Here is a 12,428-nt window from a genome sequence, read left to right as displayed (position 1 = left end):
GTGCGCTTTCACTTGAATTTTCAGTTTTGATAGTTTATGATTTAGTTGAAAACGTTTTCAGTTTGCCGAAGCGTCGTTTATTTGGTATATTGAATGGTGTTTTGAAAATCGATGAAAACTTATTTTGTCTTGAAAGAAAGGGCTATCTTTATGGATAAACAAACGATAACAATTTATGATGTTGCCAGAGAAGCTAGCGTTTCGATGGCGACCGTCTCAAGAGTGGTTAATGGAAATGCAAATGTGAAACCTGCAACCAGAAAGAAAGTTCTGGATGTCATTGAAAAATTAGACTACCGGCCCAATGCTGTTGCCCGTGGTCTGGCAAGTAAAAAGACGACAACCGTTGGGGTAATTGTGCCTGATGTAACCAATATGTACTTTGCGTCTTTAGCGCGTGGTATTGATGATGTTGCCACGATGTACAAGTACAACATCATTTTAACTAATTCTGATTCCAACAGCGAAAAGGAAATTAAAGTTCTGAATACACTTTTGTCAAAACAAGTTGATGGGATTGTTTTCATGGGCAATGAAATTACTGATCAATTACGTGAAGAATTTAAACGAACTAAGACACCAATTGTATTGGCAGGCTCAGTTGATGATCAGGACTTGAATCCGAGCGTCAACATTGATTACGTGGCAGCTGTTCAGGAAGAAGTCAAAAATTTGATTGATCGGGGAAACAAGCGGGTTGCCTTTGTTTGTGGTCCACTAGAACAGGCAATCAATGGGAAGTATCGTTTAAAGGGATACAAGCAAGCTTTAAAGAGTGCAGGGATTCCTTACGACGAAAAACTGGTCTTCGAAACGGACGATACATACAAGACCGGAACGCTGCTCCAGCCAGCCCTTATGTCAGTTAATGCAACTGCTGCAATGGTAACTGATGATGAATTAGCCGCTGGGATTATGAATGGCATGTCTGATGCGGATGTTACAGTTCCCGATAATTTTGAAATTATTACCAGTAATGATACGAAATTAACTGAGATGGTTCGACCAAAGATGTCATCTATCACACAACCGTTGTACGATATTGGTGCGGTTGCAATGCGATTGTTAACCAAGTTAATGAATAATGAAACGGTTGATGAAAAGAATGTTTTACTGCCATATGGACTGATGAAGCGTGAGTCAACTAAGTAATTATTAATTAGGTACGGTCAGCGGGTAATGGCAATTGGAATTGGCTGATTTGGTAATTTGCAAGGAACTGATTCAACGAATAAAAGTTTAATAACCATTATTTGGACAAATGAACCTGGTATTTGAACTTCAGAGATATTGGGTTTATTTATTGTGCATAATGAGAAGTAGGGGTTGAAATCACTGTGACAATTGGGATCATATAACTTGCCTTGAAACCGCTGTTCGTATCTGGTAGAATGTTGCTGTATGTTTGAAACTAGCTATTAAATTTTAGAAAAGAGGAGTTATTTATGTCAGGACATTCAAAATGGCATAACATCCAAGGGCGGAAGAACGCCCAAGATGCTAAACGTGGAAAAATTTTCCAAAAGATCTCACGTGACTTATATCAAGCCGCTAAAGCAGGTGATCCTGATCCAGAAAATAATCCTCAGTTACGTTTAGTAATGGAAAAGGCTCGTGCCGCTAACATGCCAAAAGACAATGTTCAACGGGCCATCGATAAGGCTTCAGGTGTTGGTGGAGCCAAGTTTGAAGAAATTACTTATGAGGGTTACGGTCCCGGCGGTACAGCCATCATGGTTTCTGCTTTAACTGATAATAAGAACCGGACAGCTGCAGCAATTCGTTCGGCATTTACTCATCATGGTGGTTCACTTGGAGCCAGTGGATCAGTGTCTTATATGTTCGATCGAAAGGGCTATATTGTTGTTCTTCGCGATGGCTTGGATAAGACTGAAGACGACATGTTGATGGACGCGCTGGATGCAGGTGCTGATGACATGAAGACAACTGATGATGAATTTCAGATTTTTACCGATCCATCATCGATGGCTGCTGTTCGTGATGCATTGCAAAAAGCCGGTTATGATCTGGATACTGCTGAAGTCCGGTTATTCCCAGAAACAACCACCGAAGTGCCCGGTGATAAGACATCACAGTATACTGGTTTGATTGACGAACTTGAAGACAATGATGATGTTCAAGACGTTTATGAAGCTGCTGTTTTGCCAGAAAGTCAAGATTAATTATAACTATATTTAAAGACCAAAGTGAAAAATCCATTTCACTTTGGTCTTTTTTTGCCGAAAATTTTATTCAATTTTGAGTAGCAGGTTATCAAAAATTGATAATAGAAAAACAAATGGTAAGGATGTCATTTAATTACTGATTGAATTCTTTGGGGGATCACGAATTTCATAAAGGGATAATTCTGCTGGAATCGTTTTAGCCAGTCTCTTTATCGTATTCAAATTATTATTGACGAGAATTTAGAAACTAATCACATTGTGTTCCATTGTTTTTAGTTGTTTTCAAGGAAAATTTTATTCTTTTACGTAACTAATTATTGAGAGGTGAAACAACATGGAAATTAGTGAACAGGTGAATGCTTTATTAATGAACGCTATTACTCATCAAGCCAGTGATATCTACTTTTTACCTACTGAGGATGGGTATGTCATTAAAATTCGTGGTGTTCAGGAAATAATTATTTGGGATGAAATTAAATATTTGAACGCCCGGAGAATGATGAATTATTGTAAATATTTAGCTGATATGGCGCTTAGTGAGCAGAGAAGACCGCAGATTGGCGCGATGGAATGGTATATAGACGACATAAAATATGATTTAAGGTTGTCAGCTGTTGGGAACTTTGCCGGTAAGGAATCACTCGTCATTAGAATTATCTATTCACTGGCAGACTTGTCAACTGCTTTTTTTAATGAAGCCCAGAAGCATTTTCTTGAAGAGCTAAGCAGCAGAAGAGGATTAATCATTTTTTCGGGCCCCACTGGTTCAGGAAAAACGACAACGATCTATAGTTTGGTTCATCAGTTAGTTGCGGATCAATTTGTGATGACAATTGAAGATCCAATCGAGATTAAAGATCCAAGGTTTTTACAACTCCAGGTCAACAATGATGCAGGAATGGGTTACTCAGAGCTCATAAAAGTTGGCCTTAGGCACCGACCAGATATTTTTATTATTGGCGAGATTAGAGATTCAATGACTGCCCAGGCGGCTATCAAAGCAGCCCTGAGTGGACATTTGGTTTACACAACCGTTCATGCCCAAAATCCTCTCGGCGTTATTAGTCGATTAAAGCAGCTGGGCGTTGATGAGTCATTTATCTCACAAGCAGTGACTGCTGTTGCCTACCAGCGTTTAATTCCAACCATCCAAGGAAAGCAGAAGGCGCTATTAATGGCTCATGAATATGCCGAATTGAGCAGAATGAATCGTTACGATTGGAAGGAGTGGAATAGTGAACTTGAAAAAGCGGTCAACCGAAAAATGGTTACCAAACAAGTGGCCGAAAAGTTCCAACTTGGTTAAAAAATGGTCAATCGACCAGCAGGCTGAATTTTTTGCGCTTTTGGCAAATCTATTAACAATTGGTTTTTCCCTAACAGCTGCCCTTGATTTTATTGTCCAAACCAATAAACGAATGCGACCGCAGGTTAATTTGATTGTGACCAGGTTAAAAAGTGGCAACGGTTTTTCGGAAAGTGTTAGATCACTAATCAATATTGGGGCCTATCATCAACTGCTGATTTCTGAAAAGCATGGCCGGTTAAAAGACGTCTTAAAAGAATTGGCCAAGTTTGACCGATTGAAAATAAAACAAATTAAAAAGATCAAGTCAATGATGGTATATCCGTTATTTTTATGTCTTATTTTATTCGTTTTGATGATCATGATTCGCTTGTTCGTATTTCCTCAAATTCAGGAATTGATGCCAAATATTCATCAGTCAACGTCCTTGACGAGAAACTTTAGACTCATCAAATATTTTCTGATTGGCATAGTCCTTTTAACGGGAATCAGTTTTGTTTATTGGTTCACACAATCGCCAATCAGGAAAGTTCAGTTGCTGATTAAATTACCACTTATTGGCAAGCTATTTCAAAATTACGTTGCTTATTATTTGGCAAGTAACTTGGCAACACTTTTAAAAAGTGGTCTCAGTGTAAGAGAAATTTCAATAACTTTGGCGGAATTTGATAAAGGCTCTTTAATTTATTCACTGGGAGCAAAATTGGATGCCGCATTAACTAACGGTCAGTCATTAACTGATGTGGTTGATGAGACCCAATTTGTTCCAGATGAAATTATCAAATTTCTCAATTCAGGAGATCCAATTACAGAAATGGCAAACGCAATGACTGCCTATTCAAGCTTAATGTTTGAAGAAATGATGCTAACAACCAATAAAATAATTGGATTCATTCAGCCGTCAATGTTTATCGTTATTGGCATTACCATCGTGGGAACATATTTTCAATTATTAACGCCAATTTATAATGGTGTGAAAGGAATGTATTAAAATTAACAAACAAATTAAGAAAACTAAACAAGCATTTACTTTAATAGAAATGACCATTGTCTTATTCATTATTTCACTATTAATTATGATTGTTATTCCAAACCTTTCCAGTCAACGAAAGCATGCACAGACAATTCATACATCTGCGATGGGTTCGGTTGTTCAGGCGCAAGTTGATGCATATACCAGTCAGCATCCAAGCGCTGGCAGCATCGGCTACCCAGAATTAGCTAAGGATGGTTATTTAACGAAAAAGCAAATTAAGCAGGCAAAAGATGAAGGCTTAAGGATTGATCATAATGAAGTATCCAAATAAAAGTGGATTTACGGTTGTTGAATTAATCGTTTATCTTGGCGTTATTGCAGGGACGCTGTTAATAAATCTAACGTTAATCAGAGTTATAAACGTCAGCAGCACGCAAGAGACATCTTTTTGGCGCTCAGTTCATAATTCTTGGGCCGAGGCAGATAATGATGCCCAACTTCATAAACGAGCCTACTTTGTGCAAATCCAATCCCATCAAATTGTTTTTGTGCCCGGAAATCAGAAGGAAAAACAATTTTTAGTAGAAATTCCAAAAGAATTGCATCCCGGAAAGGTCATTACACTTCGCATTAATGCTGATGGCTTTGTCAGTCCCAATACCATCAATTGGTTGACAAAAGACGGCAGGGTAAAATACGTTCAAAAAATTCAAATGGGATGGAGTGGCTATGAACTTGAGCAAAAATTTTAAATCGGGATTTACAATGATTGATTCGTTGATTGGTTTAACGATTATTTCGATATTCAGCGTTTTATATTTTCAAACTGTCCATCAGATGAATCAACAACTCAAAGAGGCCCAGCAAGTGATGATCAATGAAAGGCATAACTATGAAGAACTCATTATTAAAAAATAGTTTTTCAAACAGTTCAGGGCATTTCAAGTATGGGTATCTCTTGGTTGAGGGAATGATGAGTATGATGATTTGTGTGCTGGGCATCTGGTTAATCACGACAACTATTTGGGCAAACAATCATGATCAACAAAATCAAACCCTCAATTTTTATTCATGTGTTCAATTATTGGAGTCGGATCATTATCAATTTGAAGTTTGCGAGGTAAAACCGGATTGGGAAGTAGTGCTATATAGTCCCAAGACCCATAAGTACTATCATTTTCAAAAGTATAGTAATATGCTTCGGCTAACCGGGGATCGAAAGGGACATCTGAGATCACTGACAGATGTCCATTATGTTCATTTTGAGAAAAAAGAGGGGTGTTTACAAACGCGTGTCATTTTTAATAATGGCGAGAAATACGTGGCATATTCTCGTCTTGAGTTTAAGAAGTAATCAGCGTCGACAAGGATCACTCACTGTGGTTGCGGTTATTTTTGCAACTATAATCGTTAGTTGTATTATATTTCAATGTCGTTCTTTCCAGGAACAAATGTCGACGATTCAAGAAATTCGACTTATTAATCAGGAAAAACTAAAAAATACGGTTAAAACAAAAAGAAGTATAAAACTGAAAGGGGTTGACACTACTGCACAAAACACGACATTGGTTAGGCAGCTAAAAAAATGAGTTCATTTTAGTAACTGAATCATAGAGAATTATGCAAAGACCATACTTAATAAAAGACCTCTGTATTACGGCTTTGCTAAATATGGCAATTTTGGGTGCTACTAAAACTTTAATGACTAGGACAAACTAATATCTGTCCTGGTCTTTTTTACGTTAACTTCAAAATTATCTAAAGCTACTTGAATTATTAAAGCCTTTTCTGGTAGTATTTAATAGTATTCAAGTATTGTGAAAGGGAGTTGAGTGTTCTGACTGAAGAACAAATTGAACGTTTCTTTAACATCTTGAATGAGTCTAGTGAAATCATTCAAAAAGCAAAGGATCAATCCTATTTGGATTCACTGATTGAGACCTTAGATGCTGTTCAGGATGGGGATGGCCGGCATCTTGGGTTAACTGCTTCAGATGCCCAAAGGGTTACTAATATTTATGCAAAATTCAATCGCGACGATTATGATGCTGAGACACTTAGAAAGTCAATTCAGATGGCCATTTTAAAGGCAATTCGACTCGATAAAATCCAAGCAAATTATCAGATTACGCCAGATACAATTGCAAATGTGATTGGCTATATTGTAGCTGGGATCTTTAATGATAAAAAACAAATCAGTCTATTGGATCCTGCGATGGGAACAGGTAATCTACTAACAGCTATCTATAATCAACTCGACCGAAGTTTGGGAGTTAAGCCTACCGTTTCGGGAATTGAAAACGATGATGCCATGTTTGAACTTGCTGCTTCTTCATTTGAAATCCAACATATCCATGCTGAGCTGTTTCATGAAGATGCCATTCAAAATGTATTGGCTCCGGTCGTTGATGCTGTCATCAGTGATCTGCCAATTGGCTATTATCCAATTGATGCGAATGCGAAGGGGTTCAACACTCATTCTGAAACAGGACATTCCTATGTTCACCACCTATTAATCGAATATAGTATGAACCATGTAAAAAAAGGTGGATTTGGTTTCTTCCTGGTTCCAAGCCAGCTTTTTCAAACAGAGGAAGCTAAGCAACTATTAAAGTGGATGCAAGGTCGAATTTATCTACAAGGTCTGCTGAATCTCCCCGGTGAATTATTTGAAAACAAGGCGGCTCAGAAGGCAATTTTAATTTTACAAAATACTGGAGAAAAGGCAAAACAATCCAATCCGGTTATGCTTGGTGAGTTTCCTTCTTTCAAAGATCAAACTGCGTTTAAGAAGTTCCTGACTGAAATTGATGATTGGCAGCAACGGGATCTTTTATAAAAAATTTAGAGGAGTAATACTAATTATGGGAAAATCGATTGCAATTAACGCTGGTAGTTCAACTTTAAAGTACAAATTATTTCAAATGCCTGAAGAAAAGGTATTGTCGAGTGGTGCCATTGACCGAATTGGTTTGGGATCATCATTAGTTGAGATTAAGTATGATGATGGTAAAAAGTACAAGGACACAATCGACATTGATAATCATGAGCAGGCGATTCAGCTTGTTTTGGATAAGTTGTTGAGTTTGGGAATTATTAAGGATTATAACGAAATCACCGGGGTTGGGCACCGAATCGTTGCTGGTGGTGAAGACTTCCATGATTCAGTGGTCATTACCGATGATGTTCTTAAGAAGATTGAGTCGTTAACAGATTTTGCCCCACTTCATCAACCAGCAAATGTTTTGGGAATCAAAGCGTTCAAAAAGATTTTGCCAAACGTAATTAGTGTTGCCGTTTTTGATACCTCATTCCATACGACATTGCCTGAAGTGAACTATACTTACAGTTTGCCATATAATTATTATTCTGATCTTGGCGTTCGTAAATATGGTGCTCACGGTACCAGCTTCCGTTATGTCTCGCAACGAGCTGCTGCAATGCTTGGCAAACCACTTAAAGACCTTAAGTTGGTCATTCTTCATCTTGGCGCAGGCGCTTCTATTGATGCGATCAAAGATGGCAAATCCTTTGACACATCAATGGGCTTCTCACCGGTTGCCGGAATTACTATGGCAACTCGTTCAGGGGATGTTGACCCGTCTGCACTTCAGTATATTATCGATAAGTCGGATGTTAAGGATATGAACGAAATGATTGATATTCTTAATCATAAATCTGGATTAGTCGGCGTTTCTGGTGTTTCAGCAGATATGCGAGAAATTGAAGGTGTCATGCATGAAAATCATCGGGCAATGTTAGCCCGTGAGATCTTCAAGAATCGGATTATCCGTTATATTGGAAGTTACGTTGCTGAAATGGGCGGCATTGATGCATTAGTATATACTGCCGGAATTGGCGAAAATGATATCATGATTCGTCAAGAAGTTTCTGACAAACTTGGCTATTTTGGCATTAAAGTTGATCCAAAGAAAAACGATATTCGTGGTGTTGAACGTGACCTTTCTGCTGATGGCTCGACCACAAAGACACTCTTAATTCCAACTGATGAGGAGTTAATGATTGTCCGTGATATTGAACGATTACGCAAAACTGAACAAAAGTAACATTAAGATACTCGAATGATCCATTTACTGAGTTAATATGAAAAAAGACGCGGTCATCTAAGATGATATTTAGTCAATGTGTTCTTGGTTTATGGTGATTACCGGGTATACAACTACTTGGGTTTCACGTTTTGACTCAAAATTATCGCGTAGAAGAGGCTGGCGACAAAACGGTGTTTTGTCTCCGCCCCTTTTTTTATTAAACTGATGATTTATGAGTTGACATCATGCCGAATTATTATTAAATTTTAACAATAACTATTAAAGGGAGGAAACCTTTTTGGAGAATCAAAATGATGACCATCACTTATCTCGTGGTTTAAAGAACCGTCACGTCCAATTAATTGCACTTGGTGGAACGATCGGAACTGGTCTGTTTTTAGGTGCGGGGCAATCGATTCACCTTGCTGGGCCTTCTATTATCTTGGCATATCTGCTGGCTGGCTTTGCGTGCTTCTTACTCATGCGGGCCTTAGGAGAACTTTTGCTATCAGATTTGAGTGGCAATTCCTTTGTCTACTTTATTAAGAAGTATTTAGGGGAACGAGCCGGGTTTGTGATTGGCTGGACTTATTGGACATGCTGGATTTCGATTGCAATGGCTGATTTAACGGCAACAGGATTATATATCCAATTTTGGTTTCCAAAGATACCGGTTTGGTTGACAGGATTGGTTGTACTATCTGTCTTGTTTCTTGTAAATATCATTGCGGTGTCAGCATTTGGTGAAACTGAATTTTGGTTGTCAATTATCAAAATTGCCGCAATTGTTGCATTAATTGTGATTGGTATCATATTAGTGTCAGTCCATTATAAAACCCCGTATGGCCATGCTGAGGTGTCTAACATCGTCAGCGGAGGACTATTTGCCAATGGAGTTTCAGGGTTTATCCTATCGTTTCAGATGGTTCTCTTCGGATTTGCCGGAATCGAAATGATTGGCATGACTGCTTCTGAAACACAGGATCCAGAGGTCACAATTCCTAAGAGTATTAACGAGGTCCCAACTAGAGTGCTGCTTTTTTACGTCGGGTCTCTGCTGGCTTTAATGAGTATTTTTCCTTGGCAGCATGTTTCACCGACCTCAAGTCCGTTCGTCCAAGTCTTTTCCGGAATCGGCATTCGATCGGCCGCCACAATTATCAATTTTGTTGTATTGACTGCTTCAATTTCAGCCTGTAACAGTTCAATTTTTACCACAGGCCGAATGATGTTTTCGTTAACGTACAGTGGCAAATCAAAATTTCATCGAACCGTTGGAAAATTATCGCGGCGGCAGATTCCGTTTAACGCAATTCTATTTTCAACATGTGTGATTGCATTGATTGTTGTGGTGAGTATTCTGATGCCAGGGAATGTGTTTAGTTTTATTTCCAGCGTTACCACAACCTGCTTCTTATTTGTTTGGGGAATGATCATTTTAGCTCACATTAAATATCGACAGACGGTTGATTTGAGTAAGACAAAGAGTTTCAAATTTAAAATGCCACTTTTTCCGTTTTCGGATTATTTTGTCTTGGCGTTTTTAATTTTCGTCGGTTGTGTGTTGGTTCTAAAAACCGATACCTTAATTGCATTGATTGGATCGATTATCTGGTTAACAATTTTATTTGTGGCAAAGGGGTTTTCAGACCGGATGGAAACAAAATAATAATGTCATGTGGTATCATAGATACGTTGAATAAGGTGTAACGGTTAAGGCAAGAGGGGCTCAAGCAAAAGTAATTTTGTTCGGTCCCTTTTCTTATGACACGCCATATTTTTTGTCATAAGGATATGATGGATTAAAATCTTAAGTTGCCATAACTGGCAATATAGCAAACTAACTGAGTGGTATGATTAAACGTATAATGACAATGTGAAAGAAGAGTTGAACAATGCAATATTTCACGGCGGACACCCATTTTTTTCATGAAAGATTGTTGGGAATTAGCGAATTTGCTCCCCGACCATTTTTAACTGTTGAAGACATGAACCAGACAATTATTGATAATTGGAACAAGCGAGTGGCACCTGATGATGTTGTTTATCATTTAGGTGACATTGCTATTTTGCATACGCGGCCAGAAAAAATTGCCCTTCAGAAAATTTTTGAAGTTCTTGATAGTTTACATGGCCGACTAGTTTTAATTAAGGGGAACCATGATTCACGAGATTTATTTAAATACCTTGAGAAGCATAATCATCCTGTTGGAAATCATATGAAATTCGAATTTCATGATGTCGGTGTCTTAATTAAGATGAATCACAGACAGTATTACATGACCCATTATCCGATGATGTTGGGAATCGTTAAGCAAATCGTTAATTTGCACGGGCATATTCACCATTATGCGGTTCCGGTTAAAGAGAATATTAACGTTGGGGTTGATACACCCGAATCGGATTATCTTAAACATAAGCCGCCATTTGGAACACCATTCTCTGAATCAGAAGTTGAAGAAATGGTGACCGGTAAACAAATTGATTTTGCAAAACGACAACGATAACGGGTGGATAGAATGAATGAAAAAATTACGATATTACACACAAACGATTTACATTCACATTTTGAAAACTGGCCACGAATCAGACGCTTTATTGAACAACGACGTCGTGAATTAAACCAGCAAAAAGATTCTTCGGTGATCACAGTTGATTTAGGGGATGCTGTTGATCGGGTGCATCCACTAACTGAAGTCACCAATGGTAAGGCAAACGTTGATTTGCTCAATCAGATTCACTATGATGCCGCTACTATTGGAAATAACGAAGGGCTTACCAATACGCATGAACAATTAAATGAATTATACCAAGATGCCAACTTCGATGTTATCTTGGGGAACTTGCTGGATATTAAAACCAAGAAAATTCCCGCATGGGCAAAGCCAAGCAAAATTATCACAACCCCAAAGGGAACCCGAGTCTTGTTAATCGGGCTTACTGCTCCTTATACATTAACTTATCCGATTTTAGGGTGGCAGCCACTTGATCCAGAGAAAGTACTTCCTAAAATTTTGGCAGCGAATAAGGGTAAATATGATGTTGTGGTGTTATTATCACATCTGGGTCACCCTAAAGATCGCATCTTAGCAAGAAAATTTCCCCAGTTAGATATCATTATTGGTGCTCACACTCATCATTTGTTGGCAATGGGCGAACGCATTAACACGTCACTACTCGCTGCTGCCGAAAAATGGGGTCACTATATCGGTGTGATCACGATAGAATTAGATGATTCTCACAAAATATATGCTGATAAAGCTCGGGTTGTTAAAACAGTTAGCTTGCCTGAGGATCCTTCTGATCAATCAGAGATCGAAGGATATGAAGACCATGGTGAAAAACTGTTGGCAAGGAATAAACTTGCTCGAATTAAAACACCAATGACAACTAGTCTGATTGGCCATTCGCGGTTAGTAAATGAGGGGCTGCATGCCATCATGGACAAGGCAGGAACCGAGGCAGCCATTCTTAGCTCAGGTTTATTTCTTAAAGATTTACCGGCAGGCGTTGTGGACAGAAATCAGCTGCATCAGATGTTGCCCCATGCCATGCACGTTATGCGGGTTACTTTAGACGGTTATAACTTATGGCGATTAATCCAAGAAATGGAACACAACCGAAACTTCCTCATTAAATTTGAACAAAAGGGAATGGGATTTCGAGGAAAATATTTTGGCGAGCTTCATTATGCCGGATTAAGGTATGATCGGGAAGCCGGCCAGTTGTATTTTCATGAGGAATTAGTCTCACCAATTAAAACGTATCAAATTGCGATGCCGGATCATTATTTGTTTATTCCGTTCTTTCCGACTTTAAGTATTATCGGTAAAAATGATATTTTATATGATCAAAATTTACGGGACGTTTTTGGTGATTATATGTCAAGGCATTACCCGTTAACTAAATGA

Annotated in this window: 13 protein-coding genes; all 13 read left to right on the top strand. The window is 38.4% G+C overall.

All coding sequences use genetic code 11. From position 1 onward, the window contains the following. Positions 1 to 150 precede the first annotated feature (150 nt). The 13 genes from ccpA (at position 151) to FC85_RS01485 (ending at position 12,428) form a co-directional block, all read left to right on the top strand. Positions 151 to 1,152, top strand: a complete 1,002-nt coding sequence (gene ccpA / locus FC85_RS01550; protein WP_057863812.1) for a catabolite control protein A — start codon at positions 151 to 153, stop codon at positions 1,150 to 1,152. A 293-nt stretch (positions 1,153 to 1,445) separates the two neighbouring features. Then, on the top strand, positions 1,446 to 2,183 hold the full coding sequence (locus FC85_RS01545) for a YebC/PmpR family DNA-binding transcriptional regulator (RefSeq protein ID WP_057863811.1): 738 nt from the start codon (positions 1,446 to 1,448) through the stop codon (positions 2,181 to 2,183). Between the two features lie 337 nt (positions 2,184 to 2,520). Beyond that, positions 2,521 to 3,492, top strand: coding sequence for a competence type IV pilus ATPase ComGA (gene comGA, locus FC85_RS01540; protein WP_057863810.1), 972 nt, complete (start codon positions 2,521 to 2,523; stop codon positions 3,490 to 3,492). Continuing rightward, positions 3,422 to 4,483 carry a type II secretion system F family protein gene (locus tag FC85_RS01535; RefSeq protein WP_057863809.1) on the top strand — a complete coding sequence of 354 codons (1,062 nt, stop codon included), beginning with the start codon at positions 3,422 to 3,424 and terminating at the stop codon, positions 4,481 to 4,483. Before comGA ends, FC85_RS01535 begins: the two co-directional genes overlap by 71 nt. 1 nt (position 4,484) lies before the next feature. Further along, positions 4,485 to 4,799 (top strand): competence type IV pilus major pilin ComGC, encoded by a 315-nt coding sequence (gene comGC, locus FC85_RS01530; RefSeq protein WP_057863808.1) that lies wholly within the window; start codon positions 4,485 to 4,487, stop codon positions 4,797 to 4,799. Further along, complete coding sequence (locus FC85_RS01525; protein WP_057863807.1) at positions 4,783 to 5,220, top strand: hypothetical protein; 438 nt, start codon at positions 4,783 to 4,785, stop codon at positions 5,218 to 5,220. The genes comGC and FC85_RS01525 overlap by 17 nt, the downstream gene beginning before the upstream one ends. Further along, positions 5,198 to 5,386 carry a type II secretion system protein gene (locus FC85_RS15805; protein WP_057863806.1) on the top strand — a complete coding sequence of 63 codons (189 nt, stop codon included), beginning with the start codon at positions 5,198 to 5,200 and terminating at the stop codon, positions 5,384 to 5,386. The genes FC85_RS01525 and FC85_RS15805 overlap by 23 nt, the downstream gene beginning before the upstream one ends. Next, on the top strand, positions 5,361 to 5,822 hold the full coding sequence (locus FC85_RS01515) for a competence type IV pilus minor pilin ComGF (protein WP_057863805.1): 462 nt from the start codon (positions 5,361 to 5,363) through the stop codon (positions 5,820 to 5,822). The genes FC85_RS15805 and FC85_RS01515 overlap by 26 nt, the downstream gene beginning before the upstream one ends. Before the next feature lie 474 nt (positions 5,823 to 6,296). Continuing rightward, on the top strand, positions 6,297 to 7,307 hold the full coding sequence (locus FC85_RS01505; RefSeq protein WP_057863803.1) for a class I SAM-dependent methyltransferase: 1,011 nt from the start codon (positions 6,297 to 6,299) through the stop codon (positions 7,305 to 7,307). Between the two features lie 25 nt (positions 7,308 to 7,332). Further along, positions 7,333 to 8,535, top strand: a complete 1,203-nt coding sequence (locus FC85_RS01500) for an acetate/propionate family kinase (protein WP_057863802.1) — start codon at positions 7,333 to 7,335, stop codon at positions 8,533 to 8,535. Between the two features lie 280 nt (positions 8,536 to 8,815). Beyond that, entirely contained in the window at positions 8,816 to 10,186 is a 1,371-nt protein-coding gene (locus FC85_RS01495; protein ID WP_057863801.1) for an amino acid permease, read from the top strand. Between the two features lie 226 nt (positions 10,187 to 10,412). After that, positions 10,413 to 11,024, top strand: a complete 612-nt coding sequence (locus FC85_RS01490) for a metallophosphoesterase (RefSeq protein WP_057863800.1) — start codon at positions 10,413 to 10,415, stop codon at positions 11,022 to 11,024. A gap of 12 nt (positions 11,025 to 11,036) precedes the next feature. Continuing rightward, on the top strand, positions 11,037 to 12,428 hold the full coding sequence (locus FC85_RS01485) for a bifunctional metallophosphatase/5'-nucleotidase (RefSeq protein ID WP_057863799.1): 1,392 nt from the start codon (positions 11,037 to 11,039) through the stop codon (positions 12,426 to 12,428).

The organism is Lentilactobacillus diolivorans DSM 14421 (assembly GCF_001434255.1).
Taxonomy (GTDB): Bacteria; Bacillota; Bacilli; order Lactobacillales; family Lactobacillaceae; genus Lentilactobacillus; species Lentilactobacillus diolivorans.
Note: the sequence above shows the minus strand (reverse complement) of the source record. Positions and strands in the feature narration are given on the sequence as shown.